This is a genomic window from Chitinophaga sp. 22620 (assembly GCF_052044405.1).
GTDB lineage: Bacteria > Bacteroidota > Bacteroidia > Chitinophagales > Chitinophagaceae > Chitinophaga.
Map to the genome: position 1 here is coordinate 993,153 of NZ_JBQEMV010000001.1, position 22,875 is coordinate 1,016,027.

A 22,875-nucleotide genomic window follows, 5' to 3' on the forward strand; every position below is an offset into this window, starting at 1 on the left:
ACGCCTGAAATAGTCATGAGTTTGAAGGATCAACTAGACCTGCAACGACTGCCTCGCCACATTGCCATCATTATGGATGGGAATGGCCGTTGGGCCAAGGAACGGGGGCAGGACCGGCTTTACGGGCATCATCAGGGAGTGGAAAGTGTGCGCGATATAGTGGAGGGCTGTGCCGAACTGGGCATCGAATACCTGACCTTATACGCCTTTTCTACCGAGAACTGGGATCGGCCGGTATATGAAGTGAACGGCATTATGGAACTGCTGGTGACCACTATCCGGAACGAAGTGGGCACCCTTAATAAAAATAATATCCGGCTGCATGTCATAGGCGATATGACCATGCTGCCTCCTCATTGTTTCAGGGAACTGGAGGAAGCAAAGGAGATGACGGCCGCCAATAAAGGCCTGAACCTGGTAATGGCGCTGAGTTACAGCGCCCGCTGGGAGATATTGCAAGCCGTGCGCAGCATCGCGAAAGATGCGCTGGCGGGCAAACTGAACCCTGATGAAGTGACGCCCGAGATCTGGGAAAAATACCTATGCACCGCCAAACTGCCGGACCCCGAACTGATGATCCGGACCAGCGGCGAACACCGTATAAGCAATTTCTTATTGTACCAACTGGCCTACGCGGAGCTGTATTTCACCAATACCCGCTGGCCCGATTTCCGCAAAGAGAATCTATACGAAGCCATCTTAAATTATCAAACCAGAGAACGTCGATTCGGCAAAACAAGCGAACAAATACAGCAGAATGAAGAAATTGTTTCCTAAAAGCCTACTGGCCGTAGTTTTATGTTGCAGCGCGGGTATATCTGTGCGCGCCCAGCAAAGGGATACCTTGCCCCCTCCGCCTCCCGGAAGGCCGGCAACGGACATCTCTCCCTTTACCCTGAGCAGCCCGCAGCAATTCGAAATTGCAGAAATTACCGTAACAGGCACTGAATTCCTTGATAAATCATTACTGCTGTCTCTTTCCGGCCTGGCCGTTGGCGATAAGGTAGTGCTCCCCGGAGACCACTTCGCCAAAGCTATCCAGAACCTCTGGGGCCAACGCCTGTTCTCAAACATCGCTATCTACATCACTAAAATAGAAGGCAACAAGATCTGGCTGGAGATCGAACTGGTGGAAAAACCACGCATGTCCAGCTTCACCTTTAAAGGTGTGAAAAAAACGGAATCGGAAGACTTCGTGACCAAGGCCGGCCTCCGCAAAGGAAGCGTGGTTACGGACGCGCTTGAACAAAATACCCTCTCCGTGGTGAAAAGGCACTTCGCCGAAAAAGGTTACCGCAACGTAACCGTTCGCATGGAAATAAAAAAGGATCCGCCGCCGGCCATCAACTCCGCCAGCGTTATCTTCTGGGTAGACAAGGGGCATAAAGTGAAAGTGAACGACATCCACATGGTAGGCAATTACTGGGTGCCGGACAATGTGCTGAAGAAAAAGATGAAGGACCCCAAGGAAACGCCGCGCATGACGCTGTATCCTGAAATGGCGGACGCCTGGGTGGACAGCATGGCCACTACAGACGATTACTGGCAATCCATGGGTTATCTTTCCGCCACCCGTACCCTGCAAAAACTCAATCCTTATTTCCGCCCGAACTTCTTCGCCAACTCCAAGTTCAACGAAGTGAAATACGACGAAGGCAAGGAAAAGCTCATCGCATACTACAACTCCAGGGGCTTCCGCGATATGCAGATCGTGGCCGATACCCTGTATCCCTCCGCCAAAGGCAACCTCAACATCGAAGTGAAGGTGGACGAAGGCCGGAAATATTATTTTGGTAACATCATCTGGAGGGGCAACACCATTTACAACGATACCGTTCTTTCCCGCGGCCTCGGCATCAAGAAAGGCGACGTATATAACCTGGAACTGCTGAACAAACGCCTCGGCAACCCTCCCGGCCCTGAAGGCGGCGACATCGGTTCGCTTTACATGGACGACGGTTATCTCTTCTTCCAGGTAGAACCCGTTGAGATCGGCATCCGCGGCGATACCATCGATTACGAGATCCGCATCCAGGAAGGCCCGCAGGCAACGATCAAGGATATACGCATTGCAGGTAATGAAAAAACGAATGAACACGTGGTACGCCGCGAACTGAGAACCCTGCCCGGCGAATGGTTCAGCCGCCAGAACCTGATAAGGTCACAACGTGAAATATCGCAGCTCGGCTTCTTCAATCCTGAAACCATCGGCATCAACCCGGTGCCCAACATGCAGGAAGGAACCGTGGACATCGACTATAAAGTGGAAGAAAGAGCGAACGACCAGCTGGAGCTGTCAGCAGGCTGGGGCGGCTACATCGGCCTTACCGGTACCCTCGGCGTAACGTTCAACAACTTCTCCCTGCGCAACATCTTCCGCAAGGAAACCTGGGACCCGCTGCCTTCCGGCGACGGCCAGAAGCTCAGCGTAAGGATCTCTTCCAACGGTAAAGCTTACCGCTCCTACAACTTCTCTTTCACCGAACCCTGGCTCGGCGGTAAGAAAAGGAACCCGTTCTCCGTAAGCTTCTACAGCACTTACCAGAACCCGAACGCATTCGCAGAATATTATAACCAGCCGGTTCCCAATCCCGGCGCATATTTCAGGGTATTGGGCGGTTCCGTTTCCCTCGGTAAACAGCTGAGGTGGCCGGACGACTTCTTCTCCCTGATGTACACCGTCAACTATCAGCGTTATAAGCTGAAGGACTTTAACTACTTCGGACTGGAAGGATTCGACAACGGCGTGGCCAACAACCTTAGCTTAAGGCTGACGCTTGCGCGCTCCTCCGTGGACCAGCAGATCTTCCCCCGCAGCGGTTCCAGCTTCATGCTGTACGGCCAGTTCACACCGCCGTATTCAGTGCTGAACCCCGACAAGGATTACAAAAGCGAAAGCATCCAGGAACAGTTCAAATTCATTGAATACCAGAAATACCGCCTGAATGCGGAATGGTACGTGCCGCTGAGCCGTCCCGTAGGCAGCGACCACAAATCACTGGTGCTGAAAGTAGCCGCCAAATTCGGTTACCTCGGCCGCTACAACAACCGCACTACGCTTTCGCCTTTCGGCCGGTTCGAGCTGGGTGGCGACGGTTTGAGCAACTTCGCGGTATACGACAGGGACATCATTTCACAGCGCGGTTACCCGGTGTATTACACCTCCAACCCGAAGCTGAATCCTGAAAGCAGTGGTCCTCCCGCAGGATATGCCGGCTTCACCATGTTCAATAAATACGTGGTGGAACTGCGTTATCCTTTCAGCCTCAACCCGAGCTCGACAATTTTCGGCCTGATATTCCTGGAAGCGGCGAACGGTTACAGGGACTTCAAAGAATACGATCCTTTCAGGCTGAGACGCTCTGTGGGCGTGGGCGCCAGGTTCTACCTGCCAATGTTCGGCCTGCTTGGTTTCGACTATGGCATAGGATTGGATAGGATCAGACCCGGGGGAGGTATGAAAGACGCAGCGAAATTTACATTCATGCTTGGGTTTGAACCGGAATAAAATATTTATTATATATTGCGAGGCCTGATCGCATTGCGAACCTTATTCCAGATGGAATGCGGAATTCCATCTACCGATTAAAATATTTACCAGATGAAAAAAATATTTATTACCGCGGCTTTAGTGTTGGGCACTGTATTTGGAGCCCTGGCCCAGCGTTACTGCGTGATCGATACGAAATACATCCTGGAGAGCATTCCGGATTACAAGGATGCTCAGAAGAAACTGGATGCCGTAGCAGAACAGTGGCAGAAGGAAATAGACGTGAAGTTCCAGGAAGTGGACAAGATGTATAAATCATACCAGGCAGAGCAGGTAATGCTTACAGACGACCTTAAGCGCAAACGTGAAGACGAGATCATAGCCCGGGAAAAAGAAGCGAAAGACCTGCAGAAGAAACGGTTCGGCTACGAAGGCGACCTTTTCAAGAAAAGGGAAGAACTGGTGAAACCCATACAGGACAAGATCTACAACGCCGTACAAAAGCTGGCAGCCAGCAGGATGTACGACTTTGTGCTCGATAAGTCCGGCGGCATCACCGTTATCTTCTCCGATCCGAAGCTGGATAAAAGCGAGGAAATACTGGCTTCCCTGGGGGTGAAAAAATAGCCCTTATACTTTGACCTATAACTATTTTAAAATTTCTTTTAAACTCAGAACAACATCATCATGAAGAAGTACGTAATTATTGCAATTGTAGCGTTTTCCGGATTCTGCAGTGTGAAGGCCAGCGCACAAGCCAAGATCGCGCATATCAACGCCCAGGCATTGATCGAGGCCATGCCGGAAACTAAAAAAGCACAGGGAGAGATCGAAACCTTCGCGGCCGGCCTGGAAAAGGAAAGTGGCGCCCTGGTTGCTGAATATAACAAGAAGATGCAGGATTTCGACAAATCCTCCGCTACCGACAGCCCGACCATGAAAGAAGTGAAAGTAAAGGAGATCCAGGAAGCACAACAGCGCATCCAGTCCTTCGAAACCGCTGCCCGTGAAAAGATCGGCCAGAAGCAGAACGAACTGCTGAAACCCGTGTACGACAAGGCCCGTAAAGCCATCGAAGACGTAGCCAAAGAAAAAGGATATGCTTACGTGATCGACAGCTCCAGCGGCTCTTTACTGGTTTCCCCTGCCGGCGACGACCTCCTGGCGGCTGTTAAAACCAAGCTGGGCGTGCCTGCAACAGCAGCTCCCGCAGCGGCTAAATAAGGTCTAACTAATTGAAATATAATGCCCCGGGGATGTTCCCGGGGTTTTTTTATGGGGATCACGACTTTTTTTGACGCATCTCTTTTCATTTTTAATTATTTACGCTACCTTTGCCTTCCGTTTGAAACGGGGCTGATCGCAGTCTGCCCTCCCAAAACGGGGGTGGTATTCAGTTTAAGTGCAAATAACAAATTAAAAGATGGTGCTGAGCTTGCGAGGTTCCATTTGACAAAGGCAAACAAATAATATTACAAATGAAACGTACTTTTCAACCGCACAACAGACGCAGAAAGAGCGTACACGGTTTCAGAAAGAGAATGGAAACTGCCAACGGACGTAAAGTATTGGCATCCCGCAGGGCTAAGGGCAGGAAAAAACTGACCGTATCTGACGAGAGCAAGCTGAAATAATCCGCTATAAACTCATATTGCCATAAAAACTTATTCTTTTAACAAGGAAGAGAAGTTAAAGAGCAGGAAAATGATTGAAACGCTTTTTCGGGACGGAAAAGCGTTTTCTGTTTTCCCCTACCGCGTGATCTATATGCACGCCAGCCTGCACACGGACAAATACCCTGTTCAGGCCGGTTTCAGCGTATCGTCCCGCAAATTCCCCCATGCGGTGGACCGTAACCGCATCAAAAGGCTGGGCCGCGAGGCTTACCGTACCCAAAAACAACCCCTCTACGACGCCCTCCGCGAAAGCGGTATCCAGCTGGCCGTCTTTTTCATTTATACTGACAAAAAAATAGCTGATTTCGACACCCTTAGCCGCAAATTTTCGGTAATTTTAGAAAAACTGACCAGGGAAGCCGTCAGGAAAGACTAAAGCAGGAAAGACCAAAGATTATGCAGCGATTGATGCAATTACTCAGTATCCCGTTCATCATACTCATCAAGTTCTATCAATGGTGCATTAGCCCATGGCTGGGATCGCGGTGCCGGTATACGCCCACCTGTTCCCAATACGGCCTGGAAGCTTTTAAAAAACACGGCCCCTTCAAAGGCGGCTGGCTCACCATCAGGCGCATCCTGAGCTGCCACCCATGGGGCGGCCACGGCTACGACCCGGTTCCCTGAATACATCCCTCACATTTTAATCTTGCCACATGCGGATTTCCAAAAAGATCGTACTGTTTTCACTGCTGGGCCTCTGCCTCATGCTCGCAGCGTTCCGCAACAACGACAAATATTTCCTGATCGCCAAGAACCTGGACATATTTGCCGCGTTCTACCGCGAGCTGAACACCTATTACGTGGAAGAGCTGCCGCCTGAAAAGCTTATGCAGAGAGGCATAGAAGCCATGCTCGAAGAAACCGATCCCTACACGGATTTTGTGCCCGAAGAAGAGCTGGACGAGCTTCGCTTTATGGCTACCGGCCGATATGGCGGCGTAGGCACCTCCATTTATACAGAAGGGGAATGGACCTCCATCACAGACGTTTACGAAGGCAGCCCCATGGCCAAAGCCGGCGTAAAGGCGGGAGACATCATCGTGTCGCTGGACGGCAAGAGCGCGAAGAACATGGAACAGGACGAAGTGAGCCGCTACCTGAAAGGCGCGCCGGGCACCACGCTTACCATCGTATTGCGCCATCCCATCACGAGCGCCGAAAAAACCTACAAGATCGTTCGCGAAGATATCAATGTGAAACCCGTGAGCTTCGCCGGTATCGTGAAGAAAGACGTGGGTTTCATCAAAATGACCCAGTTCACCGAAAACAGCGCCGAACAGGTGCAGGAAGCCTTCGCCAGGCTCAAACAATCCAATCCCCAGCTGAAAGGCCTGGTGCTGGACCTTCGCGGTAATCCCGGCGGCCTGCTGGAAGAAGCCGTGGCCCTCTCCAACATTTTCATTGAAAAAAATAAACTGATCGTAAGCACCCGCGGCAAAGTGAAAAGCTGGGACCGGGAATACCGCACCGGCCAGGGCGCCGTGGATATGAACATCCCGCTGGTAGTGCTCACCAGCCGTTCCTCCGCCTCCGCCGCTGAAATTGTGGCCGGCGCCGTGCAGGACCTGGACCGCGGCCTCGTGGTAGGCCAGCGTTCGTATGGTAAAGGCCTGGTGCAAACCACCCGCCCGCTGCCCTACAACGCCAAGCTGAAAGTGACCACCGCGCGCTATTACACGCCCAGCGGCCGTTGTATCCAGGCCATTGATTATTCTCACCGGAACGAGGAAGGCGAAGCCGATTATGTGCCCGATTCCCTGCGCCGCTCCTTCGTGACCGCGGGCGGCCGACCGGTGAAAGACGGCGGCGGCATTGAGCCGGACGCCAAGGTGGACAACATGATCCTCAGCCAGGTGGCCATTACCCTGCTGCGCAAACAGTACATTTTCGATTACGCCACCCAATACTATTATGCACACCCCGAAGCAAAAGAACCTTCACAGTTCACCCTGTCCGACGAGGATTTCGAAGACTTCGTGAAGTTCCTGGACGGGAAGGATTACAGCTACAAGACCCGTAGCGAAGAAGCGTTGGAAGCCTTCCGCAGCACCGCCAGCCGCGAAAAATACTACGATGGCCTGGCCAAAGAATTTGAAGCGCTGCAGCAGAAAATGAGGCACGATAAAAAGCAGGACCTGTTGAAGAACCAGACCGAGATCAGGCACCTGCTGGAAGAAGAGATCATGAACCGTTATTATCCCCAGCTGGGCCGCATCGAAAAAAGCCTGGCCTGGGACAAGGATGTGGAAGAAGCAGTGGCTTTGCTCGGCGACCCCGCCAGGTACCAGCAATTGCTGGGTAAGAACAACTGATCCTGACCTTCGCGATATTGGTTGCGATTTGCTTTTAAATTGAAATAACAATTTAACTATGCGATAAACATTGCATGGGTAAATTGTTTTTCGTTTTTTTACGGTTCTACTCAACTTCATCGTATGAAAGCAATCCTTTATGCTACCGCCCTCTCCCTGACGGCGCTGGCCGCATGTTCGGGCCCGAAAGCCGTTACAGGCGCGCAACAGGCAGATATCAACGTGCTGTGTTATAACATCCATCACGCCAACCCGCCTTCCACCAAAGACAAAATAGACATACCCGCCATCGCCAAAGTGATAGCGGACAGCAAACCTGATATTGTTGCTTTGCAGGAAGTGGACGTGCATACGGACCGGTCCGGGAAAACGCTTCACCAGGCCGAAGAGCTGGCCAGGCTGAGCGGCATGAAATCATTTTTCGCGAAGGGGATCGATTATGGCGGCGGCGAATATGGCGTGGCCATCCTGAGCCGTTACCCTATCCTGGAAACGAACCGTTACCCGCTTACGACCGTTGCCGGCACCAACGGAGAGCCCCGCGTGCTGGCTACCGCGCTGCTGCAGCTGCCAGGCAACCGCAAAGTGCTCATGGCCTGCACCCATCTTGACGCGCAGCGTGGCGATACCAACCGCCAGGTGCAGATCAGGGAAGTAATGGATATCCTGAGCAAACAGCCATACCCGGTGATTGTTGCAGGCGACCTGAATGCGCCGGAAAACAGCAGTGTAATAAACACACTTGATCAGCATTTCTCCCGCAGCTGTACGGACTGCGGGTTTACCATTCCCGTCGAAAACCCGCGCCGCTGCATAGATTTCGTGGCCTTTACCCCGGGTAAGTTCGAAACGGTGAGCCATACCGTGATCCAGGAAAAATACGCGTCGGACCATTTGCCGGTAAATGCGGTATTGCGCCTCAAATAAGCGTGGCGATTGGATTTGCTGAAATTAATCGTTAAATTAAAGTTTCAAGGTAACCCATGTTCATCATCATTATAAAAAAGCTAACAGCACATGAGTAATCAATCCAATGGCAACTCCCGCCGCGGTTTTATCACCAAATTCGCAAAAGGGGTTGTAGGCGCGTCCCTGTTGCCGAACATTATTACGGCAGCAGACAGGAAACGCAGCCTGGAACAGCTTTCCAGGCAGAAAGATCATTACAGCGCAAACGATAACATACAGATCGCGCTGATAGGCGCCGGCGGTATGGGCAACGCCGATGCGGATACAGCCATCACCGTGCCCGGCGTGAAGCTGATCGCCGCCTGCGACCTGTACGATGGCCGCCTTGCGGATGCGAAAAAGAAATACGGCAGCGACATCTTCACCACACGCGACTACAAGGAAATACTCGCCCGTAAAGACATAGACGCGGTGATCATCGCCACGCCCGACAGCTGGCACAAAGATATTTCCGTGGCGGCGATGAACGCTGGCAAAAGCGTGTATTGCGAAAAACCGATGGTGCACGACGTTACCGAAGGCCACGCTGTAGTGGAAGCACAGAACAAGAACAAAGTTATATATGAAGTAGGCAGCCAGGGAGTAAGCTCCCTCGGTAACGAAAAGGCACGCCAGCTGCTGAAAGACGGAGCCATTGGCCAGCTGAACTATGCGGAAGGTTTCTGGGCGCGCATGTCTCCCTTCGGCGCATGGCAATATCCCATTCCCGCCGATGCATCGCCTTCAACTGTAGGCTGGGACGCATTCCTGGCCAACAATACCAAACGTGCCTGGGACCCGCTGCGTTTCTTCCGCTGGAGGAATTACAAAGATTACGGTACCGGCGTTTCCGGCGACCTCTTCGTTCACCTCTTTTCCAGCCTTCACCTGGTGACCGGTTCCATCGGTCCTGAAAAGATCATGGCCACCGGCGGCCTGCGTTACTGGAAAGACGGCCGTGAAGTGCCCGATGTAATGCTCGGTATGTTCGATTACCCGCAGACCGACATTCACCCCGCGTTCAACCTTTCCCTGCGTGTGAACTTCGTGGACGGTACCGGCGGTACCAACTACCTGCGTATGGTGGGCAGCGAAGGCTCCATGACCGTGGAGTGGGACAAAGTGACCCTCTATCGCAACAAGGCTTACGCGGCTACAGACGATCCGCTGCTGCAAACCAAAAAAGCGCAGGATTCCGGCAAACAATACGTGTACGAAAGAGCGGACATGCTGCCGCCCGATAAGCTGGAATACGTGGCTGACAAGGGTTACAAAGGCGCGCACTTCGATCACTTCTACAACCTGTTCAACGCCATGCGCACGAAAGGCAAAGTGAGTGAAGACGCACTGTTCGGCTTCCGCGCGGCTGCGCCTGCATTGCTTTGCAACGACAGCTATTTCCAGAACAAGATCATGTACTGGGATCCGAAGAGCCTGAAAACCGTAAATAAGTAATTAAAAAAATCGCACGAATGAAAAAGCTAATATTACCTGCATTTGCAGTGGCTTCCCTCGCGCTCGCTTCCTGTGGCGGCGGGGCTCCCAAAGAGGAGAAAAAAGATTCGGTGGCCATCGGCAGCGAGAACAAAACGGCTACCGAACCGCAGGCCAATGTGCTGACCGCCGAAGAACAGGCAGCCGGCTGGAAACTCCTGTTCAATGGGTCGAACCTTGACGGGTGGCGGATCTACAAGAACAAGCCTTCCGATTTCTGGGGCGTGGTAGATGGTACACTGCACTGCACCGGCAGCCCCACCGATAAAAGTGATATGCGCGGCGACCTGATCACGAACGACCAGTACGAGAACTTTGAGCTGGAAACCGACTGGAAACTATCGCCGCAGGGCAATAGCGGCATCCTTTACCTGGTTACCGAGGAGTTTGATGCGCCTTATAAGAGCGGCCCCGAATACCAGCTTATAGACGATGAGAACTTCCCGGAAAAGCTGGAAGACTGGCAGAAATCAGGCGCCAACTACGCCATGAACCCGCCTTCGAAGCTGGCAGCAAAGCCTGTCGGTGAGTGGAACCACACCCGTATCGTGGTGAACAAGGGCCACGTTGAGCATTGGCTGAACGGCGAGAAAGTGGTGGATACACAAATGTGGACGCCCGAGTGGGAAAAGGCCAAAGCAACCGGCAAATGGAAGGATTACAAAGGCTACGGCACCGCGAAGAAAGGCCACATCTGCGTGCAGGATCATGGCGCCGAGATATGGTTTAAGAATATGAAGATCAAATCCCTGTAAGGGAAAGATACGGTCATAAAAAAGGGCGTGCAGTGATCCTGCACGCCCTTTTTATTTTTTGCCTGAAAGGCTGTTAGAACCTTTTGCTAACGGCGTCCCAGTTTACCACGTTCCAGAAAGCGGCGAGGTATTCAGCGCGGCGGTTTTGATACTTGAGGTAATAGGCGTGTTCCCACACGTCCACGCCCAGGATGGGAGTGCCTTTCACTTCAGCAACGTCCATCAGGGGATTGTCCTGGTTGGGGGTTGAAGTGATCTCCAGCTTGCCGTCTTTCACGATCAGCCAGGCCCAGCCTGAACCGAAACGGGAAACGCCGGCAGCGTTGAATTTTTCTTTGAATGCATCAAAAGAACCGAAAGCGCTGTTGATGGCATCCGCCAGTTTACCGGAGGGAGCACCGCCGGCATTGGGGCCCAGGCTGGTCCAGAAGAAGGAGTGGTTCCAGTGGCCGCCGCCGTTGTTGCGTACCGCGGGGCTGATAGTGCCGGCTTTTGCAACCAGCTCTTCCAGGGATTTATTCTCATTCTCTGTGCCGGCGATAGCCTTGTTCAGATTGTCTACATAAGCCTGGTGGTGCTTGCCGTGGTGAATTTCCATTGTCAGCTTGTCGAAGTGCGGTTCAAGCGCATCGGAAGCATACGGCAATGCAGGAAGTGTGAAAGCCATAATCCAATTTTTATTGGGTTTAAGAATTGTATTTCAGTTAGAGCACCAAATTTACTGCCTAATGCGGGAATTGTCAAACCCTTTCTCTTGCAGTTTCGCGAACCCTTTGCCCATCGCGTTGTTATTAGGGGGAAACCAGTGTTAACGGCGTTTGGATATATGGCTTTTTCTTTTATATTTACATAAAGGTGTTATAACCTTTGTTTCGCGATTATTTATATTCGTATAGTATTCATCGTTAGTTTTCACTATTGTTTGTTTAAAACATTAATATGCAGGACATGGGCACAGAAAACCGCGATTCTCATGATGCGCTGATATCGGAGAATGCGCAATTGAGGAGCCGGCTGGAACATTTGGAGGCCATTATAGACAAGGTTCCCGCAATGTTATATACGTCCAACAATTCCAAAAAAGCGATCAACTGGTGCAACAGGCTTTTGACAGAAACGCTGGGATATTCCCGGGAAGAGATCTTAACCCTTGGTGTTGAATTTTTCAGGCAGGTAACCCACCCCGAAGACCTGAACATCCTCACCGTCTCACAACAGTCTTTCCGCGATAAAAAAGGTATGTTCGGCGGCGTTATGCGCGTGCGCCGGAAGGGCAGCCATGAATGGTTCTGGGTGGTGGGCCTGGGCGTACCGTTTTCATTCGACCAGCAGGGGAATGTGGTGGATGTGATATGCGCGTTCATGGACTTTTCCAACGCCATAGACACGGGCAACCAGATCAGCGAAGCCCTGCGGGTAGTGCTGCGCAGGCGGAATGAAGACGTGCTCAATAAACTCACCGCGCGTGAGAAAGACATATTCACACTGGCCGCAAGAGGCCATAACAATAAAGAGATCGCAGAGAAACTCAACCTCAGCAGGTATACCATTGAAACCCACCGGAAGAACATCAGGCTTAAGCTCAAAGTAAGAAACACCCCCGAACTGGTAGCCCTTGCCAAACAGATTGGTTTACAATAACCAGCATTTATAAGGATTTTTTCGCATGTTGATTATCAGGATACATAAGGCCGATTTATAATTTGTAAAAGCGCTACAACGCTTGTGTGATCTGCAATTCCGGGGAGAAAAATACCCAAGCTTGGGTATTTTCCGGCGTTCCAAACTCCACTAATTTAGTAGCCTGAATTAAGAACGGAGTTCATTTCGATAGTTTTTAGAGGTAATACTTATCACTATGATAACCGAAGACAAGGCGTATGATATCCTGGCGTTGGAGCCATCCGCCACACCTGAAGAAATACTTGCCAGGTATCAAATATTAAAGGACCAGTACAAGAAAATCAAAGAAGAGACGGAGGACCTGAAAACCCAATTGGCCTATCAATTGAAACAGATTGAGCTGGACGATGTATTCATTTACTTCCGCACTTGCCAGAAGATATAACACTTTGTATAGTCTTTCATGCATTGTATCGTGTTTTAACCCGCACGGTTCATCCATTGTTTGTTAACCACCAAAGCGATACAATCCGGTCTTTACGTCCACCAGTTTGGAAACCCGTTGATCCTGCAAATTTATATCTGTAGTGAAGGATTTTGATTACATTTATGATTCAAATCCTTTACACTATGGATAACATTTTTTTGTATGTTATTTTAGGCCTGCTCTTTCTCGTAGTCCTTTCCTCTTTTGTAACCGTGCAGCAGGGCACTATCGGCGTTACAACGATCTTCGGTAAATACAACCGCATTTTGTTTCCCGGGCTCAACTTCAAGATCCCGCTCATCGAAAAGGTGTTCAAACGCATCTCCATCCAGAACCGCTCGGTGGAGCTGGAATTCCAGGCTATTACGGTAGACCAGGCGAATGTGTATTTCAAGGCCATGCTCCTCTATTCCGTGCTCAACCAGCAGGAAGAGACCATCAAGAACGTGGCCTTCAAGTTCATGGACGAACGCAGCTTCATGCAGGCCCTCATCCGCACCATCGAAGGTTCCATCAGGGGCTTTGTGGCCACCAAAAGGCAGTCTGAAGTGCTGGGCCTCCGCAAGGACATTACCGAGCATGTGAAAGAACAGATAGACAACGGGCTGGAGCAATGGGGCTTTCACCTGCAGGATCTCCAGATGAACGATATTACTTTCGATGATGCCATTATGCGTTCCATGGCGCAGGTGGTGGCTTCCAACAACCTGAAGGCCGCCGCTGAGAACGAAGGCCAGGCCTTGCTGATCACCAAAACCAAAGCCGCAGAAGCGGATGGTAATGCCATCAAGATCGCTGCTGAAGCGGAAAGGCAGGCGGCCCAGCTGCGCGGCCAGGGCGTTGCGCTCTTCCGCGAAGAAGTGGCCAAAGGTATGACGATGGCCGCCAAAGAAATGCAGCAGGCCAACCTGGATACCTCTGTGATCCTGTTCAGCATGTGGGTGGAAGGCATCAAACATTTCTCGGAGAACTCGAAAGGCAACGTGCTTTTCCTGGACGGCTCTTCGGACGGAATGGAGAAAACAATGAAGCAGCTCATGAGCCTGAACCAGCTGATGGACGTAAAAAAACAACAACCCTGATCAACCAGGCAATGATACATGAAACCGGCTGTACTGCAATAGCACAGCCGGTTTTTTATTTTCTCCTGGCCTGGAAAAATGTTTTCACCAGCTGCAGGCTCTCTGCTTCGCACAGGCCGCTTTCCAGCTTTGTTTTGGGGTGAAAGGGGGAAGTGGCGCCGGTAACCCTCCTGTACCCGTTCTTTTCATCCGCCGCCGCATACACGATGCGCCCGATCTTGCTCCAGTACAACGCTCCGGCGCACATTACACAGGGCTCCAGGGTTACGTACAAGGTGGCATCCATCAGGTATTTGGAGCCGAGATAGTTGAACGCGGCGGTGAGCGCGATCATTTCAGCATGCGCGGTGCAATCGGTGAGCATTTCCACCTGGTTGAAGCCGCGGCCGATCACCTGCCCGTTCATCACCACTACCGCGCCTATCGGCACTTCTCCTTTCTCCTGCGCTTTGCGGGCTTCTTTCAGCGCCTGCTGCATGAAAAACTCATCGTTCATTATTGCACCATGTTTATGAATTCATCTTCGCTCAATATCTTGACGGTATTGATCTTTTTCGCTTTTTCGAGCTTGCTGCCGGCATCGTCGCCCACGATCAGGTAGTTGAGCTTGCTGCTCACGCCGCTGAGTATCTTGCCGCCATGCTGCTCCACGAGCGCTTCGGCATCGCTGCGCTTGAGCTTGTGAAGCGTGCCGGTGAACAGGAAGGTTTGCCCGCTGAGCGTACCTTCGGCGGAGCGCGAGCCGGTATTGCCCTTGAGGTTCAGGCCCAGTTCCTCCAGGCGTTGCAGCATGTGGATATTGTCCTGGTTCAGGAAAAACTGCCGTACAGAGCCCGCTACCTTCGGCCCGATGTCTTCCAGCGCCAGCAATTGTTCTTCCGTGTAATCCGCAAGGTTGAGCAGGTGGCCGGTGGAATTGGCCAGCGTTTTCGCGGTGGTTTCTCCCACATAACGGATGCCCAGACCGAAGATGAGGCGGTGCAAAGGCTGGCTGCGCGAGGCTTCTATGGCAGATTGCAAATTCGATATGGACTTGGGGCCGAAACCTTCGAGCTTGCCGACCGCCTCAAAATCCAGCGTGTAAATGCCGGGCACATCTTTCAGCAGGCCGAGCGACCAGAACTTGCGCACGTTGCTTTCGCCGAGGCTGCGGATGTCCATCGCGTCTTTGCTCACGAAGTGGATCATTCTTTCCACCACCTGCGCTTCGCAGTTGATGTTCACGCAACGCCATACGCTTTCGCCTTCGGGCTTGAACAGCGGGTCTTTACACACGGGGCAGTTCTTCGGGAACACGATATCCCTTTCTTCGCCGGTACGCAGGTCTGCAATGGATTTCACGATGTAGGGGATCACGTCGCCGGCCCTTTCCACCAGCACGCGGTCGCCCAGCTTCAGGTCTTTTTCCCTGATCACGTCTTCATTAAAAAGGCTCACGGAACCCACCATTACGCCGCCGATGGGCACGGGGTCTATCTTGGCCACGGGGGTGATGGACCCGGTGCGCCCCACCTGGAACTCCACGTCGCGCAGGATGCTGGTGGCCTGGCGGGCTTTGAACTTGAAGGCAATGGCCCAGCGCGGGTGATGCGTGGTCATGCCCATCCTGTCCTGCAATTCGTAGTCGTTCACTTTTATCACCATGCCGTCTATCTCGTAAGGCAGGTCGTCGCGTTTGGTTTCGTAATCGAGGCAATGGTCTATCACGGCCTGTATGCCTTTCACCACTTTCATTTCCCGGGCCGGGCTTCGGAAGCCCAGCTGCCAGAGCATGTCGAGGGTATTGCTATGCGTTTGTATGGCAGGCGGCTCGGTGGCTCCGTCGTTCATGGTGTGGTAGCTCATGTTGTAGAGGAACGCTTCCAGCCCACGTTTGGCCACTTCCTTCGGGTCCACGATGCGGAGCGAACCCGAAGCCGCATTGCGCGGGTTGGCAAGCGGGGGAAGGTTCTCAGCGGCGCGCTGCTCGTTCAGTTTGGCGAAAGTGTTTTTGTTGATCAGCACTTCGCCGCGCAATTCTATCTGCTGGATACCATAGTCTGAAAACCTTGCGGATAAAGGGATAGAACGTATCTGCCGGATATTGGTCGTGATCTCGTCTCCCTGCACGCCGTCACCACGGGTGGCGCCGCGGGCCAGCAGGTCATTTTCGTAAATGAGGGAAATGCTGGCGCCGTCGAACTTGGGTTCTATGCAATATTCGATCTCTGCAAGGCCGGTCTGCTCGCGGGCTTTACGGTCCCAGTCCACCAGGTCGTCCGCATCATAAGAATTCTCCAGGCTGAGCATGGGCACCAGGTGCTGCACGGTGGGGAATACTTTCGTGAGCCCCTGCGCTACTCGCTGAGTGGGGGAGTCCGCCGCAACAAGCTCCGGGTGCGCGTCTTCGAGCTTCTTGAGCTGCGAGAAAAGCTGGTCGTACTCCTGGTCGCTTAGCACGGGATCGTTCTGTATGTAATACCGCCAGTCGCTGTGGCGTATCACCTGCCGCAGCGATGCAACTGTTTCTTCAGATGTGCCCGGAGTTTTGCCGGCCAGCAATGTTTTGGCCAGCGAGGCCAGCGATCTTTCAGTCTCTTTATTATACATCGTGTATGAATCTGCCGTAAATTTAATCTTTAGTTGTCACGCAAGTACAAATTTCCTGCTATGAAACATTGCCTTTATGTTGCCCTTTTTGGTATGCTGTTATCCGCCTGTGCCCGGAAAGAAAAAGCAGACCTGCTGATCCATCATGCCGTGATCTATACCGCCGATTCCATGAACACCGTAGCCGCAGCCATGGCTGTGAAAGATGGGAAGGTGATCGCTATTGGCAGCAATGAGCTGGTGCAGGGGAAGTTTGAAGCGGATTCTGTGATAGACGCTAAAGGCGCGGCTGTTTTTCCCGGCTTCAACGACGCGCATGCCCACTTCTTCGGCTATGCGAATTCGCTCCGCCGGGTAGACCTGGTGGGCGCTAAAAGCTGGGATGAAGCAGTGGCCCGCGTGCAGGACTTTGCGGCCAAACATCCTTCCGCATGGATACTGGGCCGCGGCTGGGATCAGAACGATTGGGAGGTGAAGGCCTTTCCTGATAAATCGAAGCTGGACAGCCTGTTTCCCAACACGCCTGTGTTGCTGGAACGGGTGGACGGGCATGCTTCCATTGCCAACCAGGCCGCGCTGGATGCAGCGGGCGTGAAGGCCGGGCAGACCCTTACCGGCGGAACGGTGGAAACAAAGAATGGCCGGCTCACCGGCATACTGGTCGATAATGCGGACGAACTGGTGTCCTCCAAAATACCCGGTGCGCCGCCGGAAGAGATCATCGCCTCACTGGAAGCGGCTGAACGAAATTGTATCGCAGCGGGCATTACCAGCATTACAGACTGTGGCCTTGACCTTTCCGAAGTGCGCCTGTTCGACACCCTTTTCGCGCAGCGGAAGCTGCACCTGCGCCTTAACGTAATGCTCAGCGACAATGAGGAGAATATCAGCTGGCTGCTGCAAAACGGTATTTATGAAAAGGACCGCCTGCTGGTGCGCAGCGTGAAGTTCTATGGAGACGGGGCGCTGGGTTCCCGCGGCGCCTGCCTGAAACAGGATTATACGGACCGGCCGGGATGGAAAGGTTTTTTGCTGAAAGACGCCGCTTACTTCGCCCAAAAGGCTGCCCGGCTGGCGCAAACGGATATCCAGATGTGCACGCATGCCATTGGCGATTCCGCCAACAGCGCGATCCTGAAAATTTACGCGCAGGTGCTGAAAGGGAAGAACGACAAACGTTGGCGGATAGAACATGCGCAGGTAGTGGATTCCATCGATTTCCACTGGTTCGGGGAGAACAATATCGTGCCTTCCGTGCAGCCTACGCATGCCACGTCTGACATGTACTGGGCCAAAGACCGCCTGGGCCCGCAGCGCCTGCGGCACGCCTATGCGTTTAACCGGCTGTTGCAGGAAAACGGTTGGCTGCCCCTGGGTACCGACTTCCCGGTGGAGCATATCGATCCCCTGCGGACGTTTTATGCCGCCGTGGCAAGGATGGACCAGGCAGGTTTTCCCGCAGGCGGGTTTCAGCCTGAAAACGCCCTTAGCCGGGAAGATGCGCTGAAAGGGATGACCATCTGGGCGGCCCGGGCCTCGTTCGAAGAAAACAGGAAAGGCAGCCTGGAACCGGGGAAGGTGGCTGATTTTGTGGTACTGAGCCAGGACATTATGAAGGTGCCGGCAGAGAAAATTTTGGCTACTAAAGTATTAGCAACTTATATTTACGGACAGGCGCTCCACAGGGCAGGATTTTAGCGCGGACAGCAGCGGCCTTTTTTCCTGACATTCCACGATATGCAAGTATGTTGTACACCAAAAACATCAACACCCATCTCACCGAGATCAAAGATTATTTTAAAGCGGCTATTTCCGTAGACTGTGTCATTTTCGGGTTCGATGAAAACGAGCTGAAGGTATTGCTGATAGAATCGGATCTGAAAGAATACAAAGGGAAGTGGTCGTTGCTGGGCGACATCGTTCACCCGGACGAGGACCTGGAGACCGCCGCCTACCGGGTGTTGCGGGAACGCACCGGCCTGGAGGACGTGTTCATGGAACAGGTGCAGGCTTTCGGCGCGCTCAACCGCCATCCTGCCGGCAGGGTGGTCACCATTGCCTATTATTCCCTCGTCAACATCCAGCATGCCGAGCTGAAGACCCATCACAACGAGCTGCACTGGCATGCCGTGAGGGACATCCGGCATATGGCCTTTGATCATAAAGACATCCTGGCCACCTGCTACCAGCGCCTGCAGCATAAGGTGCTCGACCAGCCGGTGGGCTTCAACCTGCTGCCCAAGAAATTTTCCCTCCGCGACCTGCAGAACCTTTACGAGGCCATCCTCGACGTGAAGCTGGACCGGCGGAACTTCCGAAAGAAGTTCTTCGCAATGGACTACCTCATCGACCTGAATGAAGAAGAGCAGGATGTGCGGCACCGCCCTGCCCGGTTATATAAGTTCAACCAGGATAAATACAACCTGCAGCACAAAAAGAGCCTGGGTTTTTGATAGGATTTTAACCATGGCAGTTACCTGCCGGATACCGCGCAACTGCTTTACTACAGGCGATTTGGAAGTCATATCTTCAATACAGGAGAGGATTCCTTATTTAAGTATATTTTCAGGAAGTAGCGGAAAAAAATTGTTTTTTAACAAAATATTAATTAAGATTGTGTAAGATATACACACTAACATTTCCAGGGTATATTTTTAGTAGCCAGAGACCAGACATCTAATCCGCAACATTCAACAACTTTAAGGAACAGAGAACCCAGTATACGCATACATATTTGCCATTTTTGCCAAAAATGGCTTCACATAATTTTATACATCGCATTTTATCAAATTCCACGTTATGAACTAGGACTACAATCTGTCTTTTACTTTAATGGGAACGTTCCTACCGGGGCGTTCCCATTTTTCTTTTCAATTATCAATAAAGAAGAGGTTGCTTTAAACAATTTCCAACAAATCACTTTATTGCTTGCACCGATTCAAATATCGTCCCGCCCGCCGCCAGCAGCGCTATTTTCGTATCTTGCATGCTTGCCCGCCATATGCAGGCATCCGGAAAAAAGCAGCTCAAACCAATGTCTTATACACCACAACACAAAGTACGAATAGTAACCGCGGCCGCCCTTTTCGACGGTCACGACGCGGCCATCAACATTATGCGCCGCATTATGCAGAGCACCGGCGCCGAAGTGATCCATCTCGGGCATAACCGTTCAGCGGCCGAGATCGTGGACTGTGCCGTACAGGAAGATGCGCAGGGCATTGCCGTCACCTCCTACCAGGGCGGCCACATCGAATTTTTCAAGTACATGTACGACCTGCTGAAGGAACGGGGCTGCGGCCACATCCGCATCTTCGGCGGCGGGGGCGGCACCATCCTCCCTTCCGAAATAGAAGAGCTGCATGCTTACGGTATCACACGCATCTATTCGCCTGACGACGGGCGGAAGTTTGGCCTCGGTGGCATGATAGAAGACGTGATCAGGCAATGTGATTTTGAGACCGTGAAGCAGGGCGAATGGAAACTGAGCCCTGAAAAACTGACCAAGGATGATACGCCCGAAATAGCCAGGGCCATCACATACGCGGAGAACTTCGCCATGAACGGGCAGCTGGAAGACCTGAAGATACTTGCTTCCCGCAAGAGCCCGGTGCTCGGCATCACCGGCACCGGCGGCGCCGGTAAGAGCAGCGTGACGGATGAGCTGGTACGCCGTTTCCTCCATGAATATGACAACCGCACCGTGGCCGTCATTTCCGTGGACCCTTCCAAGAAAAAAACGGGCGGCGCCCTGCTGGGAGACCGCATCCGCATGAACAGCATCCACCACCCGCGCGCCTACATGCGCTCGCTGGCCACCCGCGAAAGCGATAAAGCCATCAGCCTGCACATCCAGGAAGCCATCGACATCTGCAAAGCCGCGAAGTTCGATTTCATCATCCTCGAAACCTCCGGCATCGGCCAGAGCGATACCGCCATCGTGGATTACTGCGATGTGTCGCTCTACGTGATGACGCCCGAATACGGCGCCGCATCGCAGCTGGAAAAGATCAATATGCTCGATTATGCGGACCTGATCGCCATCAATAAATTTGACAAAGCCGGCGCGCTCGATGCCCTGCATGATGTGCGCAAACAATACAAACGCAACAACGGCCTCTGGGAGGCGAAAGATGACGACCTGCCGGTGGTGGGCACCATCGCTTCGCAGTTCAACGATCCCGGTGTGAACCAGCTGTTTGGCCGCCTCATGCACCGCATTGCCGAAAAAACGGATGTGCATTTCGGGGACGATAAACCGGATAAGCCCGTTACCGCCACTTCCACCAAATCGCTCATCATTCCGCCCGCCCGTGTGCGATACCTGTCTGAAATAGCCGCCGGCATTGAAGAATACCGCGCCTGGGTGAATGAGCAATGCGCGATCGCCACCCAATGGTACCAGGTGGAAGGCGTGCTGCAGGTGCCCGGCCTCCAGCATGCGGACGAGCTGAAAAATATCAGCCAGCACCTGCAAACGCAGCTCACGCCTGAAAATAAAGCGCTGATCACCGGCTGGCCGGCGTTGCTGGAGAAGTACAAAGCAGATCATTACGCTTTCCAGGTAAGAGATAAAACCATCAAGCTGCCGCTGTATTCCGAAAGCCTTTCCCATACCCGCATCCCGAAGGTGTCCCTGCCGCAGTTCAAAGACTGGGGCGACATCCTGCGCTGGCAGCTCATGGAAAACCTGCCGGGAGAATTCCCCTACGCCGCTGGCGTGTTCCCGCTGAAGCGCGAAGGCGAAGACCCCACGCGCATGTTCGCGGGAGAAGGAGGGCCGGAGCGCACCAATAAACGTTTCCACTACGTGTCTGTAGACCAGCCGGCAAAGCGGCTTTCCACGGCATTCGACAGTGTGACGCTTTATGGTGAAGACCCTGCTTACCGCCCCGACATCTACGGGAAGATCGGCAACTCCGGCGTGAGCATTGCCACGGTAGACGATGCGAAAAAGCTCTACAGCGGTTTCGACCTTTGCGATCCGAAGACCTCCGTGTCTATGACCATCAACGGTCCGGCGCCGATCCTGCTGGCGTTTTTCATGAACGCCGCCATCGACCAGGAATGTGAGAAATACATCGCGCAGCACGGGCTCGAAGAAAAGGTGGACGCTATCATCAAAAAGAAATTCAAAGATCATCCCCTGCCGCATTACAGCGGCGGCCTGCCACATGGCAACAATGGCCTGGGCCTGCGCCTGCTGGGCGTTTCAGGCAGCGATGTGCTGGAGCCCGGAGTGTATGAAAAAATAAAAGCGCATGCGTTGAGCACCGTGCGCGGCACCGTGCAGGCGGATATCCTGAAAGAAGACCAGGCGCAGAACACCTGCATCTTCTCCACCGAGTTCGCCCTGAAACTGATGGGCGACGTGCAGGAATATTTCATCCACCGTAAGGTGCGGAACTTTTATTCCGTCAGCATTTCAGGTTACCATATCGCCGAAGCGGGCGCCAATCCCATCACCCAGCTTGCGTTTACCCTGGCGAACGGTTTCACTTACGTGGAATATTACCTGAGCCGAGGCATGCATATAGACGACTTTGCGCCGAACCTTTCTTTCTTCTTCAGCAACGGCATGGACCCGGAATATGCCGTGATAGGCCGCGTGGCGAGAAGGATCTGGGCAAAGGCGATCAGGAACAAATACAAAGGCAACGACCGTTCGCAGAAACTGAAATATCATATCCAGACCTCGGGGCGGAGCCTGCACGCGCAGGAGATCGACTTTAACGACATCCGCACCACCCTGCAGGCGCTGTACGCCATTTACGACAACTGCAACTCCCTTCACACCAATGCATACGACGAGGCCATTACCACGCCCACCGAAGAAAGCGTGCGCAGGGCCATGGCCATCCAGCTGATCATCAACCGGGAGCTGGGCACCGCGAAGAACGAGAATCCCAACCAGGGCAGCTTCTTCATCGAAGAACTGACGGACCTGGTGGAAGAAGCCGTGCTGGCGGAGTTCAACCGCATCACCGAACGCGGCGGAGTGCTGGGCGCTATGGAAAGGATGTACCAGCGCAATAAGATCCAGGAAGAAAGCCTGTACTACGAATCGCTGAAACATTCGGGAGAGTTTCCCATCATCGGGGTGAATACTTTCCTCAATAAGAACGGATCCCCCACCATCATCCCGGCGGAAGTGATCCGTTCCACCAAAGAGGAAAAAGAATTCCAGATCACCACGCTCCAGGCGTTCCAGGAAAGGCATTCGGACCATGGGGCGGAGAAGCTGAAAGCCTTGCAGGCCGTGGCTGTGCGGAACGGAAACCTGTTTGAAGAATTGATGGAAACCGTGAAGTATTGCAGTCTCGGGCAGATCACGCACGCCCTGTACGAAGTGGGCGGGCAGTACCGCAGGAATATGTAAAACAGCATTCATGATAAGAAGGGCTGGCCCGTGTGGC

The 22,875-nt window shown here is 52.8% G+C and carries 20 protein-coding genes; 17 read left to right on the forward strand and 3 right to left on the reverse strand.

What is annotated here, in order from left to right:
- The first annotated feature begins 15 nt into the window (after nt 1-15).
- The 11 genes from ACTJIK_RS04290 to ACTJIK_RS04340 all read left to right on the forward strand — a co-directional run bounded on the left by ACTJIK_RS04290 (nt 16) and on the right by ACTJIK_RS04340 (nt 10,678).
- Nucleotides 16-777 (forward strand): isoprenyl transferase, encoded by a 762-nt coding sequence (locus ACTJIK_RS04290; protein WP_440645116.1) that lies wholly within the window; start codon nt 16-18, stop codon nt 775-777.
- The gene (locus tag ACTJIK_RS04295) at nt 758-3,508 is read left to right on the forward strand and encodes a BamA/OMP85 family outer membrane protein (RefSeq protein WP_440645117.1); all 2,751 of its coding nucleotides are present in this window, start codon (nt 758-760) and stop codon (nt 3,506-3,508) included. Before ACTJIK_RS04290 ends, ACTJIK_RS04295 begins: the two co-directional genes overlap by 20 nt.
- 93 nt (nt 3,509-3,601) lie before the next feature.
- Nucleotides 3,602-4,117, forward strand: a complete 516-nt coding sequence (locus tag ACTJIK_RS04300) for an OmpH family outer membrane protein (protein WP_440645118.1) — start codon at nt 3,602-3,604, stop codon at nt 4,115-4,117.
- A 60-nt stretch (nt 4,118-4,177) separates the two neighbouring features.
- Nucleotides 4,178-4,714, forward strand: coding sequence for an OmpH family outer membrane protein (locus ACTJIK_RS04305; protein WP_440645119.1), 537 nt, complete (start codon nt 4,178-4,180; stop codon nt 4,712-4,714).
- 254 nt (nt 4,715-4,968) lie between these two features.
- Nucleotides 4,969-5,124: a 50S ribosomal protein L34 gene (rpmH, locus tag ACTJIK_RS04310; RefSeq protein WP_120517234.1), complete on the forward strand. Its 156-nt coding sequence runs from the start codon at nt 4,969-4,971 to the stop codon at nt 5,122-5,124.
- 22 nt (nt 5,125-5,146) lie between these two features.
- Entirely contained in the window at nt 5,147-5,542 is a 396-nt protein-coding gene (locus tag ACTJIK_RS04315; RefSeq protein WP_440646137.1) for a ribonuclease P protein component, read from the forward strand.
- Nucleotides 5,543-5,574: 32 nt separating this feature from the next.
- On the forward strand, nt 5,575-5,793 hold the full coding sequence (gene yidD, locus ACTJIK_RS04320; RefSeq protein WP_440645120.1) for a membrane protein insertion efficiency factor YidD: 219 nt from the start codon (nt 5,575-5,577) through the stop codon (nt 5,791-5,793).
- A gap of 29 nt (nt 5,794-5,822) precedes the next feature.
- The gene (locus tag ACTJIK_RS04325) at nt 5,823-7,481 is read left to right on the forward strand and encodes a S41 family peptidase (protein WP_440645121.1); all 1,659 of its coding nucleotides are present in this window, start codon (nt 5,823-5,825) and stop codon (nt 7,479-7,481) included.
- A gap of 123 nt (nt 7,482-7,604) precedes the next feature.
- Nucleotides 7,605-8,408, forward strand: a complete 804-nt coding sequence (locus ACTJIK_RS04330) for an endonuclease/exonuclease/phosphatase family protein (protein WP_440645122.1) — start codon at nt 7,605-7,607, stop codon at nt 8,406-8,408.
- Nucleotides 8,409-8,498: 90 nt separating this feature from the next.
- Complete coding sequence (locus ACTJIK_RS04335; RefSeq protein WP_440645123.1) at nt 8,499-9,884, forward strand: Gfo/Idh/MocA family protein; 1,386 nt, start codon at nt 8,499-8,501, stop codon at nt 9,882-9,884.
- Nucleotides 9,885-9,901: 17 nt separating this feature from the next.
- Nucleotides 9,902-10,678, forward strand: coding sequence for a family 16 glycoside hydrolase (locus ACTJIK_RS04340; RefSeq protein ID WP_440645124.1), 777 nt, complete (start codon nt 9,902-9,904; stop codon nt 10,676-10,678).
- A gap of 73 nt (nt 10,679-10,751) precedes the next feature.
- Here ACTJIK_RS04340 and ACTJIK_RS04345 read toward each other — a convergent pair whose 3' ends face one another.
- Nucleotides 10,752-11,345 carry a superoxide dismutase gene (locus ACTJIK_RS04345; RefSeq protein WP_440645125.1) on the reverse strand — a complete coding sequence of 198 codons (594 nt, stop codon included), beginning with the start codon at nt 11,343-11,345 and terminating at the stop codon, nt 10,752-10,754.
- A 281-nt stretch (nt 11,346-11,626) separates the two neighbouring features.
- Here ACTJIK_RS04345 and ACTJIK_RS04350 point away from each other — a divergent pair, with 281 nt between their 5' ends.
- From ACTJIK_RS04350 to ACTJIK_RS04360, 3 genes are all read left to right on the forward strand, one after another.
- Nucleotides 11,627-12,319, forward strand: a complete 693-nt coding sequence (locus ACTJIK_RS04350) for a LuxR C-terminal-related transcriptional regulator (RefSeq protein WP_440645126.1) — start codon at nt 11,627-11,629, stop codon at nt 12,317-12,319.
- Nucleotides 12,320-12,536: 217 nt separating this feature from the next.
- Nucleotides 12,537-12,746, forward strand: coding sequence for a hypothetical protein (locus ACTJIK_RS04355; RefSeq protein WP_440645127.1), 210 nt, complete (start codon nt 12,537-12,539; stop codon nt 12,744-12,746).
- Between the two features lie 185 nt (nt 12,747-12,931).
- Complete coding sequence (locus ACTJIK_RS04360; RefSeq protein ID WP_440645128.1) at nt 12,932-13,870, forward strand: SPFH domain-containing protein; 939 nt, start codon at nt 12,932-12,934, stop codon at nt 13,868-13,870.
- A 55-nt stretch (nt 13,871-13,925) separates the two neighbouring features.
- On the opposite strand, the gene ACTJIK_RS04365 is transcribed toward ACTJIK_RS04360, so the two are convergent.
- Entirely contained in the window at nt 13,926-14,366 is a 441-nt protein-coding gene (locus ACTJIK_RS04365) for a nucleoside deaminase (protein ID WP_440645129.1), read from the reverse strand.
- The gene (gene ligA, locus ACTJIK_RS04370) at nt 14,366-16,459 is read right to left on the reverse strand and encodes an NAD-dependent DNA ligase LigA (protein ID WP_440645130.1); all 2,094 of its coding nucleotides are present in this window, start codon (nt 16,457-16,459) and stop codon (nt 14,366-14,368) included. The genes ACTJIK_RS04365 and ligA overlap by 1 nt, the downstream gene beginning before the upstream one ends.
- A 60-nt stretch (nt 16,460-16,519) precedes the next feature.
- Between ligA and ACTJIK_RS04375 the strand changes: the two genes are divergently transcribed.
- From ACTJIK_RS04375 to ACTJIK_RS04385, 3 genes are all read left to right on the forward strand, one after another.
- Complete coding sequence (locus ACTJIK_RS04375) at nt 16,520-18,157, forward strand: amidohydrolase (protein ID WP_440645131.1); 1,638 nt, start codon at nt 16,520-16,522, stop codon at nt 18,155-18,157.
- 47 nt (nt 18,158-18,204) lie between these two features.
- Nucleotides 18,205-18,912 carry an NrtR DNA-binding winged helix domain-containing protein gene (locus ACTJIK_RS04380; protein ID WP_440645132.1) on the forward strand — a complete coding sequence of 236 codons (708 nt, stop codon included), beginning with the start codon at nt 18,205-18,207 and terminating at the stop codon, nt 18,910-18,912.
- 581 nt (nt 18,913-19,493) lie between these two features.
- Nucleotides 19,494-22,838 carry a methylmalonyl-CoA mutase family protein gene (locus tag ACTJIK_RS04385; protein ID WP_440645133.1) on the forward strand — a complete coding sequence of 1,115 codons (3,345 nt, stop codon included), beginning with the start codon at nt 19,494-19,496 and terminating at the stop codon, nt 22,836-22,838.
- The last annotated feature ends 37 nt before the right edge of the window (nt 22,839-22,875 follow it).